The organism is Sinanaerobacter sp. ZZT-01 (assembly GCF_035621135.1).
Classification (GTDB): domain Bacteria; phylum Bacillota; class Clostridia; order Peptostreptococcales; family Anaerovoracaceae; genus IOR16.
In genome coordinates, this window is record NZ_CP141728.1 from 2381626 (window position 1) to 2407359 (window position 25734).

Annotated in this window: 24 protein-coding genes; 15 read left to right on the forward strand and 9 right to left on the reverse strand. The window is 38.2% G+C overall.

Annotated elements, in window-relative coordinates; all coding sequences use genetic code 11:
* Nucleotides 1–67 precede the first annotated feature (67 nt).
* A complete protein-coding gene (gene rny, locus U5921_RS11375; protein ID WP_417765059.1) occupies nucleotides 68–1624 on the forward strand; it encodes a ribonuclease Y in 1557 nt (518 codons plus the stop codon).
* Nucleotides 1625–1853: 229 nt separating this feature from the next.
* Here the strand turns inward: rny and U5921_RS11380 are convergent, their stop codons facing one another.
* The 6 genes from U5921_RS11380 to U5921_RS11405 all read right to left on the reverse strand — a co-directional run bounded on the left by U5921_RS11380 (nucleotide 1854) and on the right by U5921_RS11405 (nucleotide 8071).
* Nucleotides 1854–2789 (reverse strand): 3-hydroxyacyl-CoA dehydrogenase family protein, encoded by a 936-nt coding sequence (locus tag U5921_RS11380; protein ID WP_324823428.1) that lies wholly within the window; start codon nucleotides 2787–2789, stop codon nucleotides 1854–1856.
* A gap of 23 nt (nucleotides 2790–2812) precedes the next feature.
* A complete protein-coding gene (locus U5921_RS11385) occupies nucleotides 2813–3466 on the reverse strand; it encodes a 3-oxoacid CoA-transferase subunit B (RefSeq protein WP_324823431.1) in 654 nt (217 codons plus the stop codon).
* Nucleotides 3454–4122 (reverse strand): CoA transferase subunit A, encoded by a 669-nt coding sequence (locus U5921_RS11390; RefSeq protein ID WP_324823433.1) that lies wholly within the window; start codon nucleotides 4120–4122, stop codon nucleotides 3454–3456. The genes U5921_RS11385 and U5921_RS11390 overlap by 13 nt, the downstream gene beginning before the upstream one ends.
* Before the next feature lie 18 nt (nucleotides 4123–4140).
* Nucleotides 4141–5532: a GntP family permease gene (locus U5921_RS11395; RefSeq protein WP_324823435.1), complete on the reverse strand. Its 1392-nt coding sequence runs from the start codon at nucleotides 5530–5532 to the stop codon at nucleotides 4141–4143.
* Nucleotides 5533–5602: 70 nt separating this feature from the next.
* Nucleotides 5603–6364, reverse strand: coding sequence for a 3-hydroxybutyrate dehydrogenase (locus U5921_RS11400; RefSeq protein WP_324823437.1), 762 nt, complete (start codon nucleotides 6362–6364; stop codon nucleotides 5603–5605).
* A gap of 321 nt (nucleotides 6365–6685) precedes the next feature.
* Nucleotides 6686–8071 carry a sigma-54 interaction domain-containing protein gene (locus U5921_RS11405; protein ID WP_324823439.1) on the reverse strand — a complete coding sequence of 462 codons (1386 nt, stop codon included), beginning with the start codon at nucleotides 8069–8071 and terminating at the stop codon, nucleotides 6686–6688.
* Between the two features lie 314 nt (nucleotides 8072–8385).
* On the opposite strand from U5921_RS11405, the gene U5921_RS11410 reads away from it, so the two are divergent.
* The 9 genes from U5921_RS11410 (at nucleotide 8386) to U5921_RS11450 (ending at nucleotide 17994) form a co-directional block, all read left to right on the forward strand.
* Nucleotides 8386–9552 (forward strand): cysteine desulfurase family protein, encoded by a 1167-nt coding sequence (locus U5921_RS11410; RefSeq protein ID WP_324823441.1) that lies wholly within the window; start codon nucleotides 8386–8388, stop codon nucleotides 9550–9552.
* Between the two features lie 19 nt (nucleotides 9553–9571).
* Nucleotides 9572–10783 (forward strand): tRNA uracil 4-sulfurtransferase ThiI, encoded by a 1212-nt coding sequence (gene thiI, locus U5921_RS11415; protein WP_324823443.1) that lies wholly within the window; start codon nucleotides 9572–9574, stop codon nucleotides 10781–10783.
* Nucleotides 10784–10816: 33 nt separating this feature from the next.
* Nucleotides 10817–12907, forward strand: coding sequence for a DNA topoisomerase 3 (locus tag U5921_RS11420; RefSeq protein ID WP_324823445.1), 2091 nt, complete (start codon nucleotides 10817–10819; stop codon nucleotides 12905–12907).
* Between the two features lie 90 nt (nucleotides 12908–12997).
* Nucleotides 12998–13357: an anti-sigma F factor antagonist gene (gene spoIIAA / locus U5921_RS11425; RefSeq protein ID WP_324823446.1), complete on the forward strand. Its 360-nt coding sequence runs from the start codon at nucleotides 12998–13000 to the stop codon at nucleotides 13355–13357.
* A 17-nt stretch (nucleotides 13358–13374) separates the two neighbouring features.
* Complete coding sequence (gene spoIIAB, locus U5921_RS11430; protein ID WP_324823449.1) at nucleotides 13375–13812, forward strand: anti-sigma F factor; 438 nt, start codon at nucleotides 13375–13377, stop codon at nucleotides 13810–13812.
* Nucleotides 13809–14543 (forward strand): sigma-70 family RNA polymerase sigma factor, encoded by a 735-nt coding sequence (locus tag U5921_RS11435; protein WP_324823451.1) that lies wholly within the window; start codon nucleotides 13809–13811, stop codon nucleotides 14541–14543. Before spoIIAB ends, U5921_RS11435 begins: the two co-directional genes overlap by 4 nt.
* Before the next feature lie 197 nt (nucleotides 14544–14740).
* Nucleotides 14741–15883: an acyl-CoA dehydrogenase gene (locus tag U5921_RS11440; RefSeq protein WP_324823453.1), complete on the forward strand. Its 1143-nt coding sequence runs from the start codon at nucleotides 14741–14743 to the stop codon at nucleotides 15881–15883.
* A gap of 25 nt (nucleotides 15884–15908) precedes the next feature.
* Nucleotides 15909–16709 carry an electron transfer flavoprotein subunit beta gene (etfB, locus tag U5921_RS11445; RefSeq protein WP_324823455.1) on the forward strand — a complete coding sequence of 267 codons (801 nt, stop codon included), beginning with the start codon at nucleotides 15909–15911 and terminating at the stop codon, nucleotides 16707–16709.
* 22 nt (nucleotides 16710–16731) lie between these two features.
* Nucleotides 16732–17994, forward strand: coding sequence for an FAD-binding protein (locus U5921_RS11450; RefSeq protein WP_324823457.1), 1263 nt, complete (start codon nucleotides 16732–16734; stop codon nucleotides 17992–17994).
* Nucleotides 17995–18074: 80 nt separating this feature from the next.
* On the opposite strand, the gene buk is transcribed toward U5921_RS11450, so the two are convergent.
* Together buk and U5921_RS11460 are read right to left on the reverse strand one after the other, a co-directional pair.
* Nucleotides 18075–19154 (reverse strand): butyrate kinase, encoded by a 1080-nt coding sequence (buk, locus tag U5921_RS11455; RefSeq protein WP_324823460.1) that lies wholly within the window; start codon nucleotides 19152–19154, stop codon nucleotides 18075–18077.
* A 17-nt stretch (nucleotides 19155–19171) separates the two neighbouring features.
* On the reverse strand, nucleotides 19172–20071 hold the full coding sequence (locus tag U5921_RS11460; protein WP_324823462.1) for a phosphate acyltransferase: 900 nt from the start codon (nucleotides 20069–20071) through the stop codon (nucleotides 19172–19174).
* 172 nt (nucleotides 20072–20243) lie between these two features.
* On the opposite strand from U5921_RS11460, the gene spoVAC reads away from it, so the two are divergent.
* From spoVAC to U5921_RS11485, 5 genes are all read left to right on the forward strand, one after another.
* On the forward strand, nucleotides 20244–20720 hold the full coding sequence (gene spoVAC, locus U5921_RS11465; protein ID WP_324823464.1) for a stage V sporulation protein AC: 477 nt from the start codon (nucleotides 20244–20246) through the stop codon (nucleotides 20718–20720).
* Between the two features lie 18 nt (nucleotides 20721–20738).
* The gene (gene spoVAD / locus U5921_RS11470; protein ID WP_324823466.1) at nucleotides 20739–21785 is read left to right on the forward strand and encodes a stage V sporulation protein AD; all 1047 of its coding nucleotides are present in this window, start codon (nucleotides 20739–20741) and stop codon (nucleotides 21783–21785) included.
* 12 nt (nucleotides 21786–21797) lie between these two features.
* Nucleotides 21798–22154 carry a stage V sporulation protein AE gene (gene spoVAE, locus U5921_RS11475; protein WP_324823468.1) on the forward strand — a complete coding sequence of 119 codons (357 nt, stop codon included), beginning with the start codon at nucleotides 21798–21800 and terminating at the stop codon, nucleotides 22152–22154.
* A gap of 127 nt (nucleotides 22155–22281) precedes the next feature.
* Nucleotides 22282–22623, forward strand: a complete 342-nt coding sequence (locus U5921_RS11480; RefSeq protein ID WP_324823470.1) for a YraN family protein — start codon at nucleotides 22282–22284, stop codon at nucleotides 22621–22623.
* Nucleotides 22624–22634: 11 nt separating this feature from the next.
* Nucleotides 22635–23315, forward strand: a complete 681-nt coding sequence (locus U5921_RS11485) for a magnesium chelatase domain-containing protein (RefSeq protein WP_324823472.1) — start codon at nucleotides 22635–22637, stop codon at nucleotides 23313–23315.
* A gap of 222 nt (nucleotides 23316–23537) precedes the next feature.
* On the opposite strand, the gene U5921_RS11490 is transcribed toward U5921_RS11485, so the two are convergent.
* Nucleotides 23538–25628 (reverse strand): recombinase family protein, encoded by a 2091-nt coding sequence (locus U5921_RS11490; RefSeq protein ID WP_324823474.1) that lies wholly within the window; start codon nucleotides 25626–25628, stop codon nucleotides 23538–23540.
* Nucleotides 25629–25734 lie beyond the last annotated feature (106 nt).

Here is a 25734-nt window from a genome sequence, read left to right on the forward strand (position 1 = left end):
TAAAATAACAATGGAAAAAAATGCATAAGCGCGATGTATTTTTGAATGAAAAGTAATGCGCAGAAAGATGAGGTGCATGATTATTAACCCAATTATTGCAGTGATAATTGGAATCTTTGCCTTAGCTTTCGGACTTTTAGCCGGATATATATTCAGAAAAAATGTTGGTGAGCGAGCCATTGGCAGTGCCGAACAAAAAGCAAGGAATATGATCCTCGATGCGGAAAACAAATCGGAAACGATTAAAAAAGAAATTACGTTGGAAGCAAAAGAAGAAGCTCATCGCATGAGAAGCGAGGTAGAGCGTGAGGTTCGAGAGAGAAGAGCAGAAATCCAAAGATCCGAAAAAAGATTGATCCAAAAAGAAGAATCTATAGATCGTAAAGTCGAAAATATTGAAAGAAAAGAAGAAAGCATTACACGCAAAGAGCAAATATTAATAGACAAAGAGCATGAACTGGATGGCTTTATTTCAAAGCAGATTGAAGAGTTGGAGCGGATTTCAGGTTATACGGTGGAAGAAGCAAAGCAATTATTATTATCTAATGTTGAAAAAGAAGTTCGTTATGAAGCGTCACTTTTGATTAAAGATATTGAATCGAAAGCAAAAGAAGAAGGTGAAAAACGAGCAAAGGAAATTATTACCGGAGCAATTCAACGATGTGCTGCTGATCATGTGGCAGAGACAACGGTTTCTGTCGTACCGCTTCCGAATGATGAAATGAAAGGAAGAATTATAGGAAGAGAAGGGCGAAACATTCGTGCAATTGAAACGCTGACTGGAATTGATTTAATTATTGATGATACGCCGGAGGCGGTTATCCTTTCTGGGTTTGATCCGGTCAGACGTGAAATAGCCCGCTTATCATTAGAAAAATTAATTGTAGATGGACGTATTCATCCTGCAAGAATTGAAGAGATGGTTGAAAAAGCGGAACGTGAAGTCAACAATATTATAAAGGAAGAGGGCGAAGCCGCTACCTTTGAAGTAGGGATTCACAATCTTCATCCAGAACTGATTAAGCTTTTAGGACGATTGAAATATCGCACAAGTTATGGACAAAATGTATTAAAGCATTCGATTGAAGTAGCACACTTAGCTGGACTTATGGCAGGTGAACTGGGGATGGATGTAAAACTGGCAAAGCGTGCTGGATTACTTCATGATATTGGTAAAGCAGTCGACCATGAAGTAGAAGGAACACACGTTGACATCGGTATTGATTTACTGAAGAAATACAAAGAATCCGAAGCTGTTATCAATGGTATGGCAGCACATCATGGAGATTACGAACCGAAGAGCATGGAAGCTGTACTGATTGCAGCAGCAGATGCACTCTCCGCAGCAAGACCGGGTGCGAGAAGAGAAACGCTCGATACATATATCAAGCGTTTGCAAAAGCTAGAAGAGATTGCAAATACCACTCCAGGTGTAGATAAATCCTTTGCAATTCAAGCTGGACGTGAAATTCGTATTATCGCAAAGCCAGATGAGATGTCAGATGATTCGATTGTGTTCCTAGCTAGAGAAATCAGTAAAAAGATTGAAAGTGAACTGGAATATCCTGGACAGATTAAAGTAAATGTAATTCGGGAGACTAGAGCAATTGATTACGCGAAATAATTAATTTAATAATGAAAATTAAGTCCACTGCTAGACAGTGGACTTTTTTAATGTTAATGAAATCCGCCTGCTATGCAGGTGAGTTCAAAAAGCTTTAGCTATAAGTAGGAAATAAAACAATATTTCTATATCAATACAATGAAAGATATAAAGTTTACTATATTTAATATGTATTAAAATAAGAAGACCGCAGACAATGCCCGCGGTCTTCTTATTTTAATTGATAAACTTATTTTTCATATAGGCATTTCGATAACTTCGTGAACATCATATCTCGGTATTTAATCGCTTCTTCATCTTTGCCATCGGAGTAGTCATAAAAACCTGCTCCGTTCTTTACTCCGAACTGATTGTTTTCAAAGCATCCCTTTAACAGACCGAAGCTGTCATCTGCATTGCACAGGTCTGCAAACAAATAAGATGAAATGTTATGGAAGATATCAAGGCCTCCCAAATCGGCTACTTGGAATGGTCCCAGGCAAGCATAGCGAAGTCCCAGGCCATATTTCATAACATCATCAATCCCTTCAGTAGATGCAATTCCTTGCTCCGCAATGTGCAGACATTCTCTCATGATCGCAAATTGAATTCGATTTAATACAAACCCAGGAGCATCTTTTACGATTACGGGTTTCTTTTTAACCTTGATTGCTAGATCATATACCACTTTTGCGTTATCTTCTGTTGTTTTTTCACCTTTAATGACTTCAATTAACGGAATAATGTGTGGAGGATTGATCCAGTGCATACCGGCAAATCTTTCAGGATTTTTTACGACTTCAGCAATTTTTGTAATACTTAAACCTGAAGTATTACTGCAAAGAACAGCATCTTCTGGTACAATTGAAGAAGCTTCTCCCCAAAATTTATGCTTAATATCCAGCTTTTCAAGGATCGCTTCGACAACAAAATCGGCATTACTAAAACAGTTGACATCCGATGAATATTGAATTCTGGATAAAAGCTTTTCAGATTCTTCTTGTGTCACGATCCCTTCAGAGACTTCCGTTTGTTGATTTAAAGCGATAAGATTTTTTGCTTTTTCTAATGCTTGCGGAAAGATATCGTAAAGAACAACATCATATCCATATTTTGCAAAGGTTTCTCCCATAGAAGAGCCCATGGTTCCGGCACCTGCAATCATTATATTTTTAATTTCTCGCATGTTTTCCTCCTTGCCAATTTATATTAATCTTCCATTTTTTTAAGGTTTGGACTAATAGCTAATTCTGCCTCTGTTACTGCTTGAATCTGCTCGATGGTATAATCAGGATGAAGCTCGGTTAATAGAAGTCCTTCCGGTGTAACTTCGATTACACCCATTTCAGTTACAATTTCATTGACGACGCCAACAGCGGTCAATGGAAGTGTGCATTTTTTCAGTATTTTAGGAGCTCCCTTTGCAGTATGTGTCATTGCAATGATAACTCTTTTTGCACCGACCACAAGATCCATCGCACCACCCATACCAGGTACCATCTTTCCAGGAACAATCCAGTTTGCGAGATTTCCTTTTTCATCAACCTCTAAAGCGCCAAGAATAGAAGCATCTACATGTTTTCCACGAATGATACCGAAAGATGTTGCGCTATCAAAGAACATGCCGCCAGGTAAAATTGAGACATATTGTCCGCCGGCATTGACCAAATAGGTATCTTCTTTTCCTGCGTCTGGCGCTGGGCCGAGACCGAGGAACCCATTTTCGGAATGTACGGTCACATCAACTCCTTCTGGAAGATAGTTTGCAACCAGTGTTGGAAGGCCGATTCCTAAGTTAAGGACATAGCCATCTTTAATTTCTTTTGCAACTCTTTTTGCAATGCGCTCTTTTATATCTCCCATGGTTTTTCACCTCCTACAATGTAATCTACAAAGATACCAGGTGTCACCACGTCATCAGGATCGATGTCACCAATCTTTACAATTTCTTCCGTTCCTACAATGACATGCTCTGCAGCAGAAGCCATCAGAGGATTAAAGTTCCTTGTTGTTTTTGTATATATACTATTTCCAAATTCATCGCATTTAAAAGCACGAATAAGTGCAAAGTCTGCTTTTAGAGGAACTTCAAGAAGATATTCAACACCATTAACGGTCAAAGTTTCTTTACCCTCAGCAACCATAGTACCAACACCGGTTGGTGTTAAGATTCCACCAAGACCGAATCCGCCTGCACGTACTTTTTCTGCTAAAGAACCTTGTGGGACCAATTCTAATTCAAGCGCACCTGAATTTTTTTGTTCCGCAACGATTTTGGTCATTCCGACATGAGATGCAATTAACTTTTTTACCATATTTGCTTCGAGCAATTTACAGATTCCACGTCCGGGCAGACCGCCGTCATTTCCGATTATGGTTAAATCTTTTACTCCTTTTGCTACCAAGGCGTCAATTAAATTTTCTGGAGTTCCCGTTCCGAGAAATCCGCCTATCATGATGACAGCACCATCTTGAATGGCATCAACGGCTTGGGTAGCAGTTGTGATTTTTTGTTTCATGAAAATACCTCTTTTCTTTTAAACAATGCCCATAGAACCAAGAATAATAATAGCAACGCAGGAGATTGCCGGGATAACTACGGTACACATACCAATGTTTCCATAGCATTCCTTGTGAGTCATACCAGTTACGTTTAATAAAGTAATTACTGCACCATTGTGAGGCAGTGTATCAAGTCCTCCGCATGCAACGGAAGCTACACGGTGAAGAACTTCAGGGCTAATACCCAGTTCGCTTGCCCGTGCTATAAATTGTTCAGAGAATGTTGCCAAAGCGATACTTAAACCACCGGAAGCAGATCCTGTAATGCCGGCAAGCACGGAGGAAGAAATTGCTTCACCAATTAACGGGTTGTCTGAAATACTCAACATACCAGCGGCAACTAAGCTGAACCCTGCTAATGTTTTAATTACATTACCGTAACCCACCTCAGAAGCGGTATTCATAACTGCTAGGAAAGAGCCTTGCACACCATCTTTCAGACATTCAACAACACCTTTATCAAACCTCTTATAGTTAAAGAGGATAACAAGTGCTACGCCTAAAATAAGAGCAAGAATCAGACTCCATGTACCGGAAACGGCCTTAAAGCTTGTATCGTAATCTGTTTCCAAATAAGAAGAGTCAAAGCTTGGTAGAATCCATTTTGAAAAAGCGAAGTTTGCTACAATGACAACGATAATAGGAGTAATAGAAGTAACAAACGAAGGTAAATATTGTGGATCCATTATTTGCAGATTTTCATTTTTATGATCGCCATATCCTTCTCCGGCTGCTTTTGCTTTTTTCTCAACATGTGTTAACCAGAACATGCCTCCGAAAAGCATGATGAGTGCTGCCACGATACCGAGGATAGGAGCAGCAAATGCATCCGTACCAAAGAAAGTCATAGGAATTGCATTTTGAATTTGCGGAGTACCTGGGATGGCTGTCATCGTAAAGGTAAATGCGCCAAGTGCAATCGCCGGTGGTAATATTCTCTTTGGAATATCAGCTTCTCTAAATAATGCAGCACCGATTGGATAAATTGCGAATGCAGCAACGAACAAAGAAACGCCACCGTAGGTAATAACAGCACAGGATAGTACGACTGCCCAGATTTCTTTACCTTTTCCGATTTTTGTGGTAATGAATTCAGCAATCGCATTTGCAGAGCCGGAAACGTCCATTACTTTTCCGAAAACTGCACCGAGTAAAAACATAGGGAAGTACGCCTTAATATAGCCTGCCAAAGCCGGCATAAATTTTTCTGTATACGTTGCAAGCATGTGGAAGCTGCCGCCATCAAAAATTGCAAATGACGCAGCTAAGCAAGCCAATACAGGGGCGATTAAGATTACAGACCAACCTCTATAAGCGAGGTACATCAATAAGAAGAGAGAAATAATAATACCAATAACACCTATCATACAATACGCCTCCTTAAAAAACTCAATGAAATTTGTTAACTATAGCAAATTTGTTTCATTGTAGGGGGGATCAACCAGCTGTCCAGCCACCATCAATTGTCAATGCGGAGCCAGTAATATTATTTCCTGCATCTGAGCAGAGGAATTTTACAACTTCTGCGACGGTTGAAGGTTCAAGAAGTGTTTTGACTGCTGCTTTTTGAAGCATAATTTTGCTTACAACTTCATCTTTAGAAATGCCGTGATTTTCTGCTTGCGCGGCAATTTGATTATCAACTAAAGGGGTGCGGACATAAGCCGGACAAATAGAATTAACTGTGATTCCATAAGCACCGCCTTCTAAAGCTGCTGTTTTTGTTAAACCGGTCAATCCATGTTTCGCTGAAACATAGGCCGATTTAAATTCAGAAGCGACTAAGCCGTGGATTGAATTTAGATTAATGATGCGCCCCCAATTCTGTTCCTTCATGGAAGGCCATACATACTTTGTAAGTAAGAAAGGAGCTGTCAGCATAAGGGAAATCATAAAGTCCCATTTATCTTCTGGAAATTCTTCAATTGGAGAAACGGTCTGGATTCCAGCTACATTGATCAAAATATCAACCTTTCCATGTTTTTCAAGGGCAAAATCCACTAAAGATTTGCAGGATTCTCGCTTACTTAAATCTGCACAATAGTAGCTTTGACCGAATTGATCTGCTGATTCTTTTAATTTTTCCTCATTGACGTCTGCCATAATAACCTTAGCACCGGATTGCGCCAGCATTTCTGATACAGAAAATCCGATTCCACTGGCAGCGCCTGTAACGATAGCAACTTTTTTGTTTAACATATCTCATACACTCCTTTTCCTTTATGAAAAATAAGAAAATTATATAAGGCCTTATAAGATTAAGTATTGCAAAGTGCATGCCATTTTAAACATAAAAAATCCAAACCCAGTGGTTGCAATGGGTTTGGATTTTTTATGTTTAAAACAAGTTGTCTAAAAACGATCTAACTGTAGGAAACAATTGTATTTTGTAAACATTTCCGTACGAATCAAATAATAGCGATTGAAATATGTTCGGAAATACGTACAAAACTTAAAAATGATGTACATATTTCCGGATTATCTTTATATTATTTCCATAAAACTCTTTAAAAAAATTTTTTATGATTCAAAGTTAATATTATATTTTTCCAACTTTTCATAAAGACTGGTGCGGCTGATTCCCAGCTTCTTGGCAACAACAGATTTTTTACTATTATTCTGCATCATGGCATTCACGATTGTTAAACGTTCCGTTTCTTCCAAGATGTTTTTAAGTGTTTTGCTGATTTCGTCGCACGGGATACCGGTTAATTTATTATGCAGGTGCTTTGTTTTTATAATTAAATCATCATCGATAAAGTTAATTGCTCGTTCTAAAATGTTTTCCAGTTCACGGACATTACCTGGCCAGTCGTAACGCTTTAGATATTCCATTGCACGGCTTGAGATGCCCTGAACGGGGACACCTTCCTTTTGAGAAAGCTTCTCAATTAAAGAATTGACCAAAAGTGGGATATCTTCTCTTCGCTCTCGTAACGGAGGAATCGTAATGCTGATAACATTTAAACGGTAAAATAAGTCAGAGCGAAATTGCTCCTGATCGATCAGCTCATAAAGATTTTTATTGGTTGCAGCAAGAATACGAACGTCGATCTTCTCTTTTACATGTGATCCGATTTTTTGAATTTCTTTATCTTGAAGAACACGAAGAAGTTTCACCTGCATTTGCATAGGAAGGTCGCCGATTTCATCTAAAAACAAAGTTCCTTTATTGGCAGCGTGAAACAGACCGGAGCGACCTCCTTTTTGAGCTCCCGTAAAAGATCCTTCTTCATATCCAAAAAGTTCAGATTCTAGAAGATTTTCCGGTATTGATGCACAGTTCAGACAAATTAGTGGGTGTTGGCTTCGTTTGCTTGCATTGTGAATTGCATGTGCAAAGAGTTCTTTTCCCGTTCCGCTTTCTCCGAAAATCAAGACGTTGGAATTGTTCTTAGCAATTCGGCGGATGGTTTCTTTTAAGGCAGTCATTGTTTCACCATCCCCAATTAAATCGTCTATCACATATTTAGCGGCATTGATTTTACCAAATTTGTTTTTATATAAAGAAAGCTCTTGTTCTATTTCGTTAATCCGCGTGTATAATCCATGAAGTTCTTTTAAATTTTTAAATAATACTCTTCCGAAAACGCCAATAATTTTGCCGCCCTTCATAATAGGCATACGAGTAGCAATCATGTTTTGGCCGTTAATATGCTGCATTTGTGCGATTTCTGGCTTACGCGTTTTTAAAACAATGTGAAGTCTCGTATTTTCAATGACATCACATACATGTTTTCCGATGGCATCTTCTTTTCTTATTTTTAAATAATCAGCGTAGGCATCACTGAGAATTTCTATGATACCGTTCTTATTTATGACTACAATGGCTTCATTGGTGGCATTTAGCATTAAATCCAGCAAAATACTTTCATTCATTTCTCTAAAACTGCTTTTTTCAATCATGATAGCCCTCTCACCGTCAACATTGATATAAATTTTAAAGTTTGCTTATCGCTCGTCGGTTTATTGACGTCTTTTAATGGTTCTTTCATTTTAATTGAAATAAAATGCAATGTCAATTTTTCATCTTGCCTTGCAGTTGCAATAAAAATCAGGGTATAATAAGTACACATAAGCAATAAAATTCTAAAATTTTGACTTGGATGTATTTATTGTAGCAGTGTGAATGAACCTGATTTATGGGTTGTCATATGACATAATAAAAATTATGATAAAAGAAATAAATACGGATTGATCCAACATGAAAGGCTATAAGGATGATTGTATATTTAGATAACAGTGCAACAACGAAACAATATGATAAAGTGACAGAAGACATGACCCGATGTATGAAAGAGAATTTTGGAAATCCCTCTTCACTGCATCGGTTAGGTATTGAGGCAGAAAGAGAAGTTAAGGCTGTAAGAAAGGCTGTTTCAAATATATTGCACGCAAAAGAAGAAGAAATTTATTTTACCTCAGGAGGAACGGAAAGTGATAATACAGCAATCTTTGGTGCAGCGCAGGCAGGAAAGCGAAAAGGGAAAAAAATAATTACATCGAAGATTGAGCATCCGGCTGTTTTAGAGATGTGTCGCTATTTAGAGCAAAAAGAAGGTTTCCAAGTCGTCTATATTGATGTAGACAAGAAGGGAAAAATTAATTTAGAACAATTGGAAGAAGAAATAGACGAGCAGACTATTTTGATTACTATCATGCATGTAAACAATGAGCTTGGTACCATTCAGCCAATTTCAGAAGTTGGAAGAATGAAGAAGGAATCAACTTTATTTCATACAGATGCTGTGCAGTCGTTTGGGAAAGAAAAAATTAATTTAGACAGCAGTTCGGTGGACTTGCTCTCCATTAGCGGGCACAAAATTCATGGACCGAAAGGAATTGGAGCACTGTATATAAAGCGAGGAATACACATTCCGGCTTTTTTTTACGGAGGAGGTCAGGAAAGAGGTTTTCGTTCAGGCACAGAAAATGTTCCTGCAATTGTTGGACTTGGAAGTGCGGCACAAATACTGTTTAACGATTTTGAAGAGAAACAAACACATGTGACACAAGTTCGAAAGCATTTACTTGAAGGAATCAAAGCGTCCATTTCAGATATTCAAGTCAACAGCCCAGAGGATGAGAGCTGCAGTCCTTATATTTTAAATGTGAGTTTTTTAGGATGTCGAGCGGAAGTGCTGTTGCATTCATTAGAGCAAAAGGGGATTTATGTGTCAACCGGCTCTGCTTGTTCTTCAAAAAAGAAAGGAAGCCATGTCTTAAAAGCTGCGGGATTGTCAGATGAAGCGATGGAAGGTGCTGTTCGATTTAGTTTTAGTGAAGAGAATACAACAGAAGAAATGGACTATGTATTGATAGAAATAAAAAAAGCCGTGGAGACAATGCGTAAGCTTCGCGGTTCAATTGGAAAAAAACGAAGATAAGAAGGTAATAGGAGGAATTATGTCAGATAAAAGAAATACTTACATCGTACGCTGCGGTGAAGTCGCATTAAAAGGAATGAACAAACCATATTTTGAACGGATGCTGGTAGACCGTATCCGTAAAATAATGAAAAAATTTCAGGATATAGAGGTACGAAGAGAAGAAGGCCTTATCTTTGTAAAAACACCAGATAGTTTGAATAAAGATATTGTTACCGGAGAAATCTCCAGGGTTTTTGGTGTAGCTTCTATCAGCCCTGCCGTAGAAATTGATATTTCTGAAGGAGATGCAGAAGAGATACTGGATAAGATAGGACAAGAAGCAGTTTCCTATATGCTTGGCTTAATTAAAGAAAAGGGAATTCAGACGTTTAAAGTGGATGCCAAAAGAGCCAATAAAGCGTTCCCGATAGAGTCGCCGCAGATTGGACGAATTATTGGAGCAAAGATTTTGATTGGGTGTAAAGTATTGAAGGTAGACGTTCATAAACCTGATTGTAAACTATTTATTTCGGTTAGAAGAGAAAAAGCATATGTGTTTGAACAAAAGGTATCCGGTTTCGGAGGACTGCCCCTTGGAACAAATGGAAAAGGAATGGTTCTGCTCTCTGGCGGGATTGACAGTCCGGTAGCTGCGTTTATGATGGCAAAGCGAGGTATGATGATTGAAGCAGTCCACTTTCATTCCTATCCATATACCAGTGAGCGGGCATGGGATAAGGTACAGGATTTAGCACGTATAGTAGCCGGATACTGTGGAAGAATTCGGATTCACAGCATAAATTTATTGCCGATTCAAGAGGAAATTGTGCAAAATTGCCCTGAAGAAGAAATTACAATTTTGGTACGGCGATTTATGATGCGTTTGGCTGAATTGGTGGCAAAAGATACAGGAAGTCTGATGCTGATAACCGGAGAAAATATTGGACAAGTTGCAAGTCAGACTGCTGAGGCTTTGGTTGTAACGGATGCATCGGTTCAAATGCCGGTTATGCGACCTTTGATTGCGATGGATAAAGTCGATATTATGGATTTGGCAAAACAAATTGGCACGTATGATACCTCTATTTTACCATATGAGGATTGCTGTACGGTATTTTTACCAAAGCACCCATCAACAAAACCTAAATTAAATCAAATTTTGGAATCAGAAAGCCATTTAAATGTAGAAGAGTTGATTCGGGCTGCGTTTGAAAGCAGAGAATCGGTTATGATTTATGGGAAAGAGTAAGACATTAAATCAAATAGAAAGGAAGAAGGATCATTGAAGCTTGTAATTGCAGAAAAGCCTAGTGTGGCAAAAGAGATCGCAAGAGTCATTGGAGCCTCTAAGAAGGAAAACGGTTTTTTTTCAGGCGGAGAATATTTGGTTTCATGGTGTGTGGGTCATTTGGTTGAGACGGTTATGCCAGAAGCTTATAATGCAGAGTACCGGAAATGGAATATTTTTGATTTACCGATCATTCCAAATGAATGGAAGTATAAGGTAACGGAAGCGACACAAAGTCAGTTCCAAATCCTGAAAAATTTAATGGATTTAGAAAAGGTAACAGAGATTATCTGTGCAACAGATGCAGGACGTGAAGGGGAGTTGATTTTTCGTCTTGTTTATTATCAGGCTGCTTGCAGAAAGCCATTTCAAAGGCTGTGGATTAGTTCAATGGAGACAAAAGCGATCAAAGAAGGGTTTGAGAAATTAAAAGAGGGAACAAAGTATGACCGTCTATATCAAGCAGCCTTGGCAAGAATGCAGGCAGATTGGCTGGTGGGCATCAACTTTTCGAGACTGTTTGGTTGCCTTTCTTATACGAATCTGAATGTAGGCAGGGTACAGACGCCTACCATTAATCTTATGGTAGAACGTCAAAGAGCGATTGATCAATTTGATGCAAAACCGTATTATATATTAACTGCAGATTGCAAAGAGTTTACTGCGACAAATCGTGTGGAAACCGAGCAGGAAAGCAAGCGGATTTTAGAAAAGTGCAATGGAAGAGATGCGTTCGTGTCCTCATTGACAAAGTCGCCGGTGAAAGAGAATCCTCCGGCTTTGTATGACTTGACAACTTTGCAGAGAGATGCGAATAAGTTATTGGGATTTTCAGCGCAAAAAACCTTAGATTATACCCAAAATCTTTATGAAAAAAAGTTAGTAACCTATCCGAGAACCGATAGCCGATATCTTACCTCGGATATGGGGGATACAACGATGCAAATTCTACGAGGCATTCTAAGTGCTTCTTATTTGAAGGAAGAAACGAGAGCGCTGTATAAGGATCAGGTTTTGGAGCTAGATCGCTTGATTAATGATAAAAAAGTAACGGATCATCATGCAATTTTACCAACAATAGAAGCCTCCAAAGTCAAAGTGAAAATGACACCGGAGGAAGGAAGTGTTTTCCTTTTAATTGTATACCGTTTGCTGGAAGCGGCCTATCTTCCTCATGAATATATTAAAACAGAGATCGCATTATCTATCGAAGGAGAAGCATTTAAAGCATCTGGCCGACAGATTACAGAGGATGGATTTAAGCAGATTCACAGACAATTAGCGGAAACATTGCAAGAAAGAACAAAAAAGAAAAAGAAGAAAAGTGAAAAGGAAGATCAAATTTTACCTCAATTGTCGGAAGGAGATTGCATTCCTAAAGTAAAGATTACCTCTAAAGAAAACAAGACAAGTCCTCCAAAACCTTATACAGAGGATACACTTCTTTCTGCAATGGAAAATGCAATGAAAACATTAGAAGATGAAAAATTGAAAAAAGAAGTTTCCGGTGCAGGACTTGGAACTCCGGCTACCAGAGCAGGGATTATTGAAAAGATTATAAAGACACAATTTATTGAACGAAAAGGGAAAAAATTGATTCCGACTGAAAAAGCTTACCGTCTGGTCGAGACTGTACCCGAAAAAGTAAAAAGCGCACAGCTCACTGCAGAATGGGAGCAGAAATTAGAATGGATTTACAAAGGTGAATTGCAGGCAGAAGTATTTCTTTCAGAGATCGAATCCTTTGTCGAGGAAATCATACATACCTACCAAGCAAAGGTAGATGAGAGAGGGCGTGAAATCATTGGGTGCTGTCCTCGATGCGGAAAAAATATCTACGAAGGGAAAGTCAATTATTATTGTGAGACCGGAAGAGAGTGCAATTTTGTAATTTGGAAAAAAGATCGCTTCTTCGAAGAAAGAAGAAAGCCGTTAACGAAGCCAATGGTCGAAGCTTTCTTAAAGAAAGGCCGCATTAAGGCAGCGAATCTTTACTCGAAAAAGAAAGATTGCTATTACACAGCATACATCATTATGGTTGATACAGGGGAGTATGTGAATTTTCGTTTATACTTTCCGTCCTGATTCGACAAAAATACAAGGCAACCCCTATTTTCTCTTAAGGACAAGCTGAAAAATCAGAGGTATACTCTAGAAGGGAGGGGGTTTTTTATTATGAAATTAACATCAGAGATAACGGAAAGCAGTTTGATTGTTCGACTAGAAGGCGAACTCGATCATCATTCTGCCGCTGAAGTCAGAGCAAAAATTGACCAAATGATTGACACCTCAGAAAGAAAGAACCTCATTTTTTCTTTTCAGGGTGTCACCTTTATGGATAGCGCAGGCATTGGAGTAGTTATGGGTCGGTATAACAAAATGAAAGAAATAGGCGGAAAAGTTATGGTTTCGGAATGTAATGACTATGCAAAGCGTATATTAGAAATGTCGGGGCTTTTTACCATTGCACCTTACTGCGGAACGGTGGAACAAGCTATAAAAACTTGCGGTGAAATGCAATCTCATATGGAGTAGAAAGGAGTGATGAACGGATGAAATATAAAAATGAAGTGAAATTGCAATTTCCAAGCCATTCGGAGAATGAGGCTTTTTCTCGAGCTGCAGTAGCTGCTTTTGCAGTGCAGCTGGATCCTACGGTTGAGGAATTAACGGAGATAAAAACAGCTATTTCAGAAGCGGTAAGCAATGCAATTATTCATGCATATGATGAAGCCGAAGACGGTTTAGTTACCGTTGAGGTGAAATATACAGAAGATCGTAGATTAATCATGATTGTTTCAGATGACGGTGTTGGAATTGGAGACATCGAGAAAGCGAAGGAACCACTCTACACGTCGAAGGGGGGAGAAGAACGCTCCGGTATGGGCTTTACCGTAATGGAAAGCTTTACAGACCGTTTGGAAATAACATCGAAGCCGGGAGAGGGGACAAAGGTAACGATGATGAAACAATTGGATTCATTACTATGATTGGCAATAACGCCTATTCCTGCAAAGAAGATACATATGAATTGATCGCGCGGGCTCAACGTGGTGAGGAAGACGCAAAAGAAGATCTCATTTATCAGAATACGGGACTGGTAAAAAGCATTGCATTAAAATTTATTGGGTCAGGCTATGAGCTGGATGATTTGCTCCAGCTGGGATATATTGGTCTGTTAAAGGCAGTGGAGCGTTTTGATACCAGTTATGGTGTCATGTTTTCCACCTATGCAGTGCCGATGATATTGGGAGAAATTAAGAGATATTTGCGTGATGACGGCCGTATTAAGGTGGGACGTCAAATAAAGCTGGATATTAAGCGCATGAAAAAAATTCAAGAAGAATTCTGCCAAAAAACAAGCCGATACCCCAAGGTAAGTGAGCTGGCAGAAGAAATGGAAATGGATACGGAACAAATTCTCTCTCTTATGGAAGCAAGAGATGCGATGACAAGTTTAGAAAGCTTGGATGATCCGGAACGTTGCCAGCAGGAATACTCGGACGATTTTCGAGATGTAGAAGAAAAACAAGTAAACATGATACAGTTAAAGGGTATTATTTGTCATTTAGCCGAGCAAGAAAGGCAAGTTGTTGTATTGCGCTATTTTAAGGATATGACGCAACAGCAAATTGCAACAAAGCTTGGAATTTCACAGGTTCAAGTTTCACGTATTGAGAAGCGGGTGCTTGCATTTCTACGGAAAGAAATGCAGTTTTAGGAAAATATCGACGGCATTTTAGGAAAAGTGGCAAAAAATTTGATAAAAATATTGACAAAAATAAAACAAAGAGTTGCAAATTGGTGAGAAATGTAGTTTACTAGTATTGTACGCTGTTAATTATGTAACAATAGACGAAACAGCATATGAACCTGCAAAAAGGTGGACCTGTTAAATAATAATAAGGAGGCATAGACATGAACTTTCAATTAACGAAAGAACAAGAGTTTGTAAGAAAAATGGTAAGAGAGTTTGCTGTTAATGAAGTGGAACCGCTTGCTGCTGAAATTGATGCAGAGCATAGATTTCCTGTTGAAACAGTAAAAAAAATGGCTGACTACGGTTTGCTGGGAGTACCATTCCCAAGAGAATACGGTGGTGCAGGAAGCGATCATATTGCTTATGCGATCACAGTTGAAGAACTTTCCAGAGTATGCGGTTCAACAGGCGTTATCTGTTCTGCTCATACTTCCCTTTGTGGATGGCCGATCTGGAACTACGGTACAGAAGAGCAGAAACAAAAATATTTAGTACCTCTTGCTAAGGGTGAAGCTCTTGGTGCATTTGGTTTAACAGAACCAAACGCTGGTACAGATGCTGCTGGACAGCAGACAAAAGCTGTTGACATGGGCGACCACTGGTTACTAAATGGAAGTAAAGTATTTATTACAAATGGTGGATTTGCTGATACTTTTATCGTAATGGCTATGACAGATAAGTCAAAAGGAACCAGAGGCGGTATCTCTGCATTCATCGTAGAAAAAGGATTTAAAGGATTCTCTATCGGAAAAACAGAAGATAAACTAGGTATCTGTGCTTCTTCTACAACAGAGTTAATTTTTGAAGATTGCGTTGTTCCGAAGGAAAATTTGCTTGGTGAAATTGGTGACGGATTTAAAATTGCGATGTCAACATTAGATGGTGGTCGTATCGGTATTGCCTCTCAGGCTCTTGGCATTGCGCAGGGAGCATTTGATGTAACCGTTGAATATATGAAAGCTAGAAAGCAGTTTGGAAAGAGCCTTTCCAAAATGCAGGCACTTCAGTTTGAAATGGCTGATATGAAGACAAGAATCGAAGCTTCAAGACTTCTGATTTATGAAGCAGCAAACAAGAAAGATAAGCATATGAAGTATAGTGTAAATGCTGCTATGGCTAAATTATTTGCAGCAGAAACTGCTATGTATGTAACAACTAAGTGCGTACAGTTCCATGGTGGTTATGGATATACAAAGGATTATCCGGTAGAACGTATGATGAGAGATGCTAAGATTACTGAGATCTATGAAGGTACTTCTGAAGTACAGAAGATGGTAATCGCTGGCGAAGTCTTTAAGTAAATAAATCAGAGGGAGGAAATATACAATGAGAATTATTGTTTGTGCAAAGCAAGTTCCGGATACGAGTGAAGTAAGAATCGACCCGGTTAAGAAAACTATCATAAGAGATGGCGTTCCAAGCATTTTGAATCCAGATGATGCAAATGCATTGGAAGAGGCTTTAAGAATTAAGGACAACAACCCGGATGTTACAGTATCTGTAGTAACAATGGGACCACCACAGGCTAAAGACATGCTGATTGAATGCTTAGCAATGGGTGCAGATGAAGGGGTATTGATCAGTGACAGAGCAGTAGGTGGTTCTGATACTTGGGCAACTTCCAACGCATTATCTGCTACAATTGCAAAGATGGGTCCTTTCGATATGATTTTTGCTGGACGTCAGGCAATTGACGGAGATACCGCTCAGGTAGGACCGCAGATTGCTGAAAAACTAGATTTACCTCAGGTTACTTATGTAACTGAGTTCGAAATTGCAAAAAATTTAAAGGACATTAAAGTTAAGAGACAGTTAGAAGATGGATATGAAGAAATTGAAATCCAGACTCCTTGCATGTTGACGGCAATTAAAGAATTAAACTCTCCTAGATACATGTCAATTGGCGGTATTGTAGATGCTTGCAGCGCAGATGCAGACATCAAAGTTTGGAATGCAAAAGACATTGAGGTAGACTTAAAAACTGTAGGTCTTGAAGCATCTCCAACAAATGTATACCGTTCCTTTACACCGGCGCCAAAGGGAAAAGGTATTATGATTGAAGGCGACAGTGTAAAAGAACAGGCAAAAGTGCTTTTAACTCATTTAAAGGCGAAGCATCTTATCTAATTAAAGAAGGAGGAAATATAAAATGGCAATTAAAGTTATAAAGGACCTTTGCAGAGGATGCAAAATGTGTATCAAAGCATGTCCGTTCCAAGCAATTGATATGGATGGAAAAATTGCTGTCATCAATGAAAAATGTACAGCTTGCGGCGCTTGTGTCAGTGCATGCCCATTCAAGGCAATTGAAAAGACTGTAGATGAAGAAGTAGTAGACTTATCTGCATATAAGCATATTTGGGTATACGCTGAACAAAGACAAGGCGAATTGATGGGCGTTGCTCGTGAATTACTTGGTGAAGGTCATAGACTTTCCAGAGAGATCAGCGATGATACACAGGTTTGTGCAGTTTTAGTGGGTAACAAAGTTGAGCATTTAGCAAAAGAGTGCTACGAATATGGTGCTGACAAAGTTTATTTATTAGAAGATGCTAAATTAGAGAACTTTACAACCGATGCTTATACGAAGGTTATCGTTGATGCAATCAATGAGTACAAGCCGGAAATCGTTCTTTACGGTGCAACTCATATTGGTAGAGACTTAGCTCCACGTGTAGCAGCTAGATTAAACACTGGTTTAACTGCTGACTGTACAAAGCTTGATGTAAAGGTTTCTAGCTATATTGACTATTGCAATAAAAATACAACTTTAGATACTTCTTCTTTAGACCCTAACGATACGGATACAGGCTTAAAGCAGACTCGTCCTGCATTCGGCGGTAACTTGATGGCTACCATCATCTGCCCTAAGACAAGACCTCAGATGTCAACTGTAAGACCTGGAGTAATGTCTAAGAGAGAAAGAGATCCAAAGGCTAACGGAGAACTGGTTAAGGTTGATGTAAAGATTGCAGATTCCGATATCAGAACAAAGGTGATTAACATTGTTAAGGAAGCAAAAGAAAAAGTATCTTTAGTTGATGCTGAATTCATTTGTTCCGGCGGGCGTGGTCTTTGCGGTCCAGAAGGTTTTGATTTAATTAAGAAGTTTGCTGATAAGGTTGGCGGAGTTGTTGGTTCTTCCCGTGCTTGCGTAGACAATGGCTGGATTGATCACTCTCATCAGGTAGGACAGACTGGTACGACTGTAAAACCTGTAGTCTACTTTGCTTGTGGTATTTCCGGAGCCATTCAGCATTTAGCTGGTATGCAGTCTTCTGATATTATTATTGCAATTAACAAAGATCCAGATGCTCCTATTTTCAGCGTAGCTGATTATGGTATTGTGGGTGACCTTTATAAGGTAATTCCTCAGATTATGGAAGAGTGGGATAATATAGAAGCATTATAATGCTTCCCAAAATAAGATTAGATTTAAAATCTGATAAAAAACAGAGCGCATAGCGCTCTGTTTTTGTGTTATCTATTCTATTATTTATTTTGCGGTTCTATATATTCTGCGGCTGTCTCTTCACCCTTCAGAATGCGAAGCGTTCCAAGGGCGAGCGATTCCATTTCATCTTCGCCGGGAACAATTTCCACCGGAGCCATAAATTTAACACGTTTTGCAATCAATCCGGTTAGAAGTTTTGAATAGGCGGCTCCGCCAGTGAGAATAATAAAATCGATGTTGCCTTCTAATACAGTAGACATTTCTCCGATACTCTTAGCAGCTTGATAAGCCATTGCATGATAGACTAATTCAGCATATTGATCTCCATCCGCAATCATCTTTTCAACTTCACGACAGTCCTTTGTATTTAAAAGAGCTTGCAGGCCTCCCATTCCCCGAATTTTTCGAGTCATTTCTCGCTTTGTGTATTTACCGGAGTAACACATATCAATTACGTATAAAAGCGGAACGCTGCCGGAACGTTCTGGTGAGAAAGCACCGGCATCATCACGAACACAATCGACAATTCGTCCTTTTTCATGTGCACCGACAGAAAAGCCGCCGCCGAGATGTGCGACGATTACATTCAAATCACTGTACTTTTTCCCATGTTTTTCTGCAACCTTCCGCCCGATTGCTTTTTGGTTTAATACGTGGCAAAGACTTTCTCTTTTAATATCGGGAACACCGGTTACACGGGCTATGTCCTTAAATTCATCTGACCCGACACAATCATAGATGTAAGCGGGAATATTTAATGGAGAAGCGATTGCTTCAGCAATGATTGCACCTAAATTGGATGCGTGTTCGGAGATCGGGCCGTCTATGATTCGCTTTTTCATTGTTTCATTGACCAGATAGCCTCCAGCGTGTACAAAGGGAAGAAGGCCGCCTCTGCCAACAATTGCATTTAATTCTTTTAAATTCAGATTATGTTTTTTTATCATGTCTAAAACGATTTGAGTACGAAAGCCGAGTTGATCGGGAATCTCATCAAAATCAGCTAAATCATTTGCTGAATGATTTAGAGATTCCACGAACAAGCAGGTTTTTTCTTCAAAGAATGCTACTTTTGTTGAAGTTGAGCCAGGATTAATAACCAGAATTTTATATCCCATTGTATTTTGTCTCCTTCTTATTTTTTTTGCATGATGCATGCAAGTGCCAGCGAATTTAGTTTTCCCTCTGCATTTTCAGCACGAGAAGTCATTACAATTGGATTAGCGGCGCCAAGTACGACACCTGCCATCTTTGCCCCAGCACAATACATAAGTGCCTTTCCCACCATATTTCCAGCCTCAATATTGGGAACAAGAAATAGGTCTACTTCTCCGGAAACGGCACTTTTAATTTTTTTATGCAGTGCCGCTTCTTTCGAAAGGGCAACATCTAGCGCAATTGGGCCTTCAATGACTGACTTTGGGAGATTTCCTTCCTTAGAAAGTGCCACTAGTTTTGCAGCATCTACCGTTGCAGGCATTTTGGGATTTACCATTTCATTTGCTGTTAAAAGGGCGACATTTGGGCACGGAGTCCCTAATGCGTGGAGTGCTTCAATTCCATTACTGAGGATTTGTATTTTGGCATTCAGATCTGGAAATGTATTCATGCCGCCATCTGTATAATAAGCTAATTTTTTAAATCCAGGAATTTCAAAAACAGCTAAATGCGATAAGAGTTTACCGGTTCTGAGTCCGACTTCCTCATTTAAAACGGCTTTCAGAAAAATACTGCTGTTAACGAGACCTTTCATAAGAATGTCAGCTTTTCCGTCATGTACACATTTTGTTGCAGAAAGGGCAGCTTCTTTTTCATCTTTTACATCGATAATTTCTACCTCTTGGGAAAATCCAATTTCATTCTTGATTGCTTTAATTTTTGTTTTGTCGCCGATTAAAATGGCTTCTGCAATCTGCAGCTCATAAGCTTGTTTTATTGTTTCTAAGACTTCCTTGTCCTCCGCGGCGGCAACAGCAATCTTTGCGCAGGCACCCGCTTTTAAAGCATCGCGAATTTCAGAATATCGATAATACATAAAAAAACTCCTTTCAAAGAAATATATTCTTATTATTTCATAGAATGAACTTGTTTTCAATAAAAAGCATGGATCAATTGTACATAAAATTGGAAATATTATTTTTCAAAAATGTATGTTTATTTTTTCTTTAAAGGAAAGAATAAACAGAAAGGAAGGAGTGTTTTTTAAATTGGGGAATAAAAATGAAAATCAAAAAAAGGAAGCAAAAAAAAGACAGGCAAAGGAATACGAAAAATATGTAAAGCAGTTTACTCCAAAACCAAAATACTTTATGAATTCATTAAAAGCGTTTATTGTCGGAGGAATGATATGTATCGCAGCATTTTATGTGCAGTCCTTGCTGATGAAGCGTGGATATTCCGAAAAAGACTCTGGGACATTTGTAACTGTATTTTTAATTTGCAGTGCACAGCTTTTGACAGGATTGGGTGTATATGATACGATCGGAAAGTTTGCAGGAGCAGGCTCTATTGTGCCGATCACAGGTTTTGCAAATTCTATGGTAGCACCTGCTATTGAATATAAAAAAGAGGGCATTGTACTGGGTGTAGGGGCAAAATTATTCAGTCTTGCAGGTCCAGTTTTGGTTTGCGGAATTTCTACATCCGTCGTGATCGGATTGATTTATTATATGATCAATCTATGATAGAAAGGAAGAAGTGAGATGCAGGAAAATAAAATTGGTAAGCAAACCTTTGTTTTTCACAATGAACCAAATATTATTGGAGCAGCAGCTGTAGTGGGAAAAAAAGAAGGACAAGGTCCAATGAGCAAATGGTTTGATGTGATTTTAAAAGAAGATACTTACGGAGAAAAAACATGGGAAAAATCAGAAAGTAAGATATTAAAAAAAGCGATACTATTAGCGTTACAAAATTCAGGAAAAACAAAAGAGGAATTAGATACAATATTAAGCGGAGATTTAATTAATCAACTGATGTCTTCCTCATTTATGGCTAGAGATTTACAAATTCCTTTTTTAGGGCTTTACGGAGCCTGTTCCACCATGACAGAATCCCTTATTTTAGGGGCTGTTTTAATAGATGGAGGCTATGCAAAGAATATCGTTGCAGCAGCCTCCAGTCATTATTGTACTGCGGAGCGCCAGTTCCGAATGCCTTTAGAGCATGGGAATCAAAGGCCTCCTTCTGCACAGTGGACCGTAACTGGAGCAGGAAGCATGATTCTTTCTAATCAAATAAGAGATGGCGAGCAGATGATAGGCGGAGAACCTGCGAAGAATTTGGTTGTTACTCATGCAACTGTTGGAAAAATCGTGGATGCGGGGATAAAAGATGCGAATCAAATGGGAGCAGCGATGGCGCCGGCAACCGTGGATACCATCTTTCAGCATTTAAAGGATACAGGGAGAGAAGCTTCTTATTATGATGTAATATTGAGCGGTGATTTAGGAATTGTCGGAAAACAAATTGTAATTGATTTGCTAAAGAAAGAAAATATTAATTTAGATGCAGTTTATGATGACTGTGGCGTAATGATATTTAATAAAGATCAGGATGTACACAGTGGAGGCAGCGGGTGCGGATGCTCCGCTTCGATTTTTTCAGGTCATATTTTCAAAGAAATGCGACAGGGTAAAATTAAAAAAGCGTTGCTGATTTCCACTGGTGCTTTGCTTTCTACAATTAGCTCACAACAGGGAGAGTCTATTCCTGGAATTGCACATGCTGTTGCGGTAGAAGGAAGATAGCAGGAGGGAAAAATGGAGTATTTGAATGTTTTTATTACCGGGGGAATTATATGTGTTATTGGACAGATATTGATGGATACTACAAAATTAACGGCACCGAGAATTTTAGTTATTTTTGTGGTAGGCGGTGCGATATTAACCGGATTGGGTTGGTACCAGCCTATCGTTGATTTTGGGAAAAGTGGAGCTACGGTTCCGTTGCCGGGATTTGGATATGCATTAGCAAAAGGAGCAATTGAGGCGGTAGAAACAGGTGGATTAATGGGAGCCTTGACAGGAGGAGTCATAGCTACTGCTGCAGGTGTTGCGGCGGCTATCTGCTTTGGCTATTTGATTGCTGTTATTTTTTCTCCGAAATCGATACGTTAATAGAAGCCTGCAGGTGGTTATTCAGACAAGCCTGCAGGTATTTTCTTTGTTTATATCTATAATTACAACTTGAAATTTATGTAAATTGTGATAAAATGGTAAATAATGTAAAATTGGAGGTCGGTTCATGAAGCTTGGGAAATGGGGAGAAGAGACAGCAGCTTCTTACTTATTAAAAAATGGGTATAGGATATTAGATAAAAATTATACATGCAGATTTGGAGAATTGGATTTGATCGTTCAAAAAGAAAAACAGATCTGTTTTGTTGAGGTAAAGACGAGGAGAAGTCTTCAATTTGGAGAACCCTGTGAATCGATTACAAAGAAAAAGCAAAAACACATACATAAATCTATTCAAGTTTATTTGATGAATCGAAAATTAAATAACTATGAACTTCGAATTGATGTTATCGAGTTATTACTTCTAGATAAAAAAATTTATTTACGTCACATTAAGAATGCTTTTTAAGGAGGAAATTAATGTATTCTAAGATAAAAACAGCATCTCTTTACGGGTTACAGCCGGATTTAATTTATGTAGAAACGGATATTTCATTGGGACTGCCTGTATGGAATATAGTTGGCTTGCCTGATCTTTCGGTAAGAGAAGCAAAAGATCGAATACGTGCTGCCATTTCAAATATTGGATGCACTTTTCCGGCCAAACGTATCATAGTTAATTTATCTCCCGCTGGTATTAGAAAAGAAGGAACACATTTTGATCTGCCCATTGCTGTTGGTGTATTAAGTGCGTTAGATGTAATAAAAAAAGAAAATGCACAAAAGTTTGCCTTTCTGGGAGAGCTCTCTTTGGATGGAAGCATTCATGCGATACAGGGAGCCCTGCCGCTAGCAATTGGCTTACGAGAACAAGGCGTTAAAAAAATTATTCTTCCGATAAAGAATGCTGATGAAATCTCTTTGGTAGATCATTTAACCATTTATCCGGTAAAACATTTAAAAGAGGTGCTGGAGCTTTTATCTGATTTTAAATTGGTTCAGCCGTATTGCAGCAACAAAGATATAAAGAGAAGGGATAAACACAGTAATTCTGCTGATTTTTCAGATGTTTCAGGACAGGAGGCAGCAAAACGCATTTTTCAAATAGCAGCCGCAGCAGCACATGACTTTCTTATGTTGTTTAGCTTGCTCATGGTTTAGGAATCCTTTGATTTCAAGGGGTTTTTGCCTGTTGTGAAAACTTTAAATTGACCTGTCAAAAGATAGTATAACACAAAAAATCTAAGATTTGAAAAATTTACAATGTTTTTTATAGCGCATAAATATGTAAAAATAGGATGTTGTATCTGAGGATACTTAAACTTATAAAATGTTAGTTGACTGAGAGAAAAGAGATTAAGGATTTATCCTTAATCTCTTTTCTCAATAATTGTTTTGTTCCTTTACTTGTAAGAACTCGTCATACAATTTCTGAGCATAGTCCTTGATTTGTTGCATAATTGATATGTTCTCAAAACCTAATTCAGAAACATAACCTAACTCCCCTGTTTGAGTATAAAAAGCATTACTGTTCAAAATATATTTTGATTGACCTGTTGGCCATTGACTCTTAGTAGTTTTATCAAGCAAGTCATATCGTTCAGCTTCTGATAAATTAGGGTCATCAAAAGGATGTATAGGTGATGATTCTTGTTTTATGACTTTACCATGTCTGATTTTTTCAGTGTAAGTTTCAGGTGCAAAGTAATCAGGTAGTTTGTTTCTAAACTTATAAGCAAACTCACTATACCCTGCTAAGATAAGTCCTTGTGCCATCTCTGTTGTTTGTATGATAGGTATTAAGATAACATCAGGGGTTTTACCTCCGAGCATGTTTTCAGTTTTACCAAACACTTGAATTTGTGATAAAAGGTTTAAAACTTCTTCCTTAGTGTACTTTTCTTTTTTATTTTCAACAATTTTAAATTCGGAGAAAATACAATTAAACAACTCGTTTAGTTTTTCAATCATATCTGATGTAGGGGTTTCTAATTGAGAGATACCAAACTTCAAAGCTTTTATTTCAGAGTCAACACTTTTTATCCGAATATCAAAATCTTTCTCTTGTTCAGGGTCGTATTCACCTGAACTTAATAAATCTAATAATTTATTTCGACCTGCCAGCTTGCTTTGAAGTTTTAAATTGAGTTCTTGTAGTTCTGCATTATCTAAAGCAGAAGGGTTCTTTAGACGGTTTAAATAACCCTCACACAGGGTTATTAAAGAGATAATGGTATTTTCATAGTCTGTGATTATAAGTCCGTGTAAATCTTCGTTCATAAGTCTTTCAAGGAAAGCATCCAGTTGATATTGAAACAGATTATTGCAATTACAAACAGATGCCCCTTTGGTTGCTTTTGTTGAGCACTTAAAAAACCCACGACCATTATTGTTATCATAAACAAAATGATTACCACAGGTGCCACACCTAAGTAAATCTTTAAAAGGATGAGATGGGAGATTTAAACCTATTTTAGATTCAGGTGTAGTACGTCTTTTTTCCATTGCTTTTTGTGCTTTATCCCATAATTCGGGTGTGACAATAGCAGGTAGGTCAGCAGTTTCTTTTAACCTCTCTTTATAATCTTTTCTGATAGTTGCAGAATTTAGCTTTTCAAAAAGAGGTCCAGTAGTATATTTACCAGAGATATTAAATCCTTTATATTTTTCATTATGTAGAATTTTACTTATAGAAGAAGTGTTAAAAGGTTCGCCTGTTTTAGGTGCAAATATCTTCCTCTTAGCTAATTCATTACTTATGCTTTGATAACCTAAACCATCAACACACCATTGAAATATTTTTTGTACAGCAGGTCCTTCTATAGGGTCGATAGTGTAGTAAGGTAATCTATCTTCTTCTTTTTTGTGATAAATATAACCGTAAGTTTTCCCTCGTACTCTGTTTTCATCTATATATTGAAGTAGTGCAATTTCCTGTGTACGTGAGACTTGTTCTGAATAGGCCATATCCTCATTTAGTCTATTACGAATTAAAGGTAGATGACTAATGTTCCTACTGGTTAATTTTTGGTCTGAAAAAAAGACATACACTTGAGCAAGTCTTAGTGTACATATAATATCATAAGCATTAATATTTCTAGCCCATCGACTTGTGGTTTTACACCAAATTTCCTCAAATTTTGGTTTTTTATTGGGGTCAACATAGGTTGTGTAAGTATTTTGTTTAATCTTTCTATCAGGGTATAAAGGGTGAGGTATTATAGCTCCCTCGTCTATTTTAACAACTAAACCTGCATCTTCAAGCATTTTATTAAAACCATCACGATTTAGTTTTGTACCAGATAAACCGTAGTCACAATATAATTTTTCAACTGCTTTGTGGGTTTTTTTATACTCAGGTGTACCAAGTAAAAGTTTGAAGAACTTTGGTTGGTTTTTGAAAGATTCTTCTTGTGCTTCTGCTGTTGTAGAAACACGATAATATAGTGTAACTTTAATTGGCTTCACACTCATTGATAAGTCCTCCTCAGTTTATTGTGCTTGATATACACAATAAGCATATATAATTATATAAAAATTAAACCTATCAGTCAATAAAAAGAAGGGGATAACGTTTTAT

Bases quoted from the DNA above. Each gene is read 5' to 3' on its own strand.
- spoIIAB (WP_324823449.1), top strand. From the start codon at position 13,375: ATGAAATATAAAAATGAAGTGAAATTGCAATTTCCAAGCCATTCGGAG.
- U5921_RS11380 (WP_324823428.1), bottom strand. From the start codon at position 2,789: ATGCGAGAAATTAAAAATATAATGATTGCAGGTGCCGGAACCATGGGC.
- U5921_RS11480 (WP_324823470.1), top strand. From the start codon at position 22,282: ATGAAGCTTGGGAAATGGGGAGAAGAGACAGCAGCTTCTTACTTATTA.
- U5921_RS11440 (WP_324823453.1), top strand. From the start codon at position 14,741: ATGAACTTTCAATTAACGAAAGAACAAGAGTTTGTAAGAAAAATGGTA.
- U5921_RS11390 (WP_324823433.1), bottom strand. From the start codon at position 4,122: ATGAAACAAAAAATCACAACTGCTACCCAAGCCGTTGATGCCATTCAA.
- buk (WP_324823460.1), bottom strand. From the start codon at position 19,154: ATGGGATATAAAATTCTGGTTATTAATCCTGGCTCAACTTCAACAAAA.
- thiI (WP_324823443.1), top strand. From the start codon at position 9,572: ATGTCAGATAAAAGAAATACTTACATCGTACGCTGCGGTGAAGTCGCA.
- U5921_RS11385 (WP_324823431.1), bottom strand. From the start codon at position 3,466: ATGGGAGATATAAAAGAGCGCATTGCAAAAAGAGTTGCAAAAGAAATT.
- U5921_RS11485 (WP_324823472.1), top strand. From the start codon at position 22,635: ATGTATTCTAAGATAAAAACAGCATCTCTTTACGGGTTACAGCCGGAT.
- U5921_RS11405 (WP_324823439.1), bottom strand. From the start codon at position 8,071: ATGATTGAAAAAAGCAGTTTTAGAGAAATGAATGAAAGTATTTTGCTG.
- spoIIAA (WP_324823446.1), top strand. From the start codon at position 12,998: ATGAAATTAACATCAGAGATAACGGAAAGCAGTTTGATTGTTCGACTA.
- U5921_RS11460 (WP_324823462.1), bottom strand. From the start codon at position 20,071: ATGTATTATCGATATTCTGAAATTCGCGATGCTTTAAAAGCGGGTGCC.
- U5921_RS11400 (WP_324823437.1), bottom strand. From the start codon at position 6,364: ATGTTAAACAAAAAAGTTGCTATCGTTACAGGCGCTGCCAGTGGAATC.
- U5921_RS11490 (WP_324823474.1), bottom strand. From the start codon at position 25,628: ATGAGTGTGAAGCCAATTAAAGTTACACTATATTATCGTGTTTCTACA.
- U5921_RS11435 (WP_324823451.1), top strand. From the start codon at position 13,809: ATGATTGGCAATAACGCCTATTCCTGCAAAGAAGATACATATGAATTG.
- U5921_RS11410 (WP_324823441.1), top strand. From the start codon at position 8,386: ATGATTGTATATTTAGATAACAGTGCAACAACGAAACAATATGATAAA.
- spoVAE (WP_324823468.1), top strand. From the start codon at position 21,798: ATGGAGTATTTGAATGTTTTTATTACCGGGGGAATTATATGTGTTATT.
- etfB (WP_324823455.1), top strand. From the start codon at position 15,909: ATGAGAATTATTGTTTGTGCAAAGCAAGTTCCGGATACGAGTGAAGTA.
- U5921_RS11395 (WP_324823435.1), bottom strand. From the start codon at position 5,532: ATGATAGGTGTTATTGGTATTATTATTTCTCTCTTCTTATTGATGTAC.
- U5921_RS11450 (WP_324823457.1), top strand. From the start codon at position 16,732: ATGGCAATTAAAGTTATAAAGGACCTTTGCAGAGGATGCAAAATGTGT.
- spoVAD (WP_324823466.1), top strand. From the start codon at position 20,739: ATGCAGGAAAATAAAATTGGTAAGCAAACCTTTGTTTTTCACAATGAA.
- rny (WP_417765059.1), top strand. From the start codon at position 68: ATGAGGTGCATGATTATTAACCCAATTATTGCAGTGATAATTGGAATC.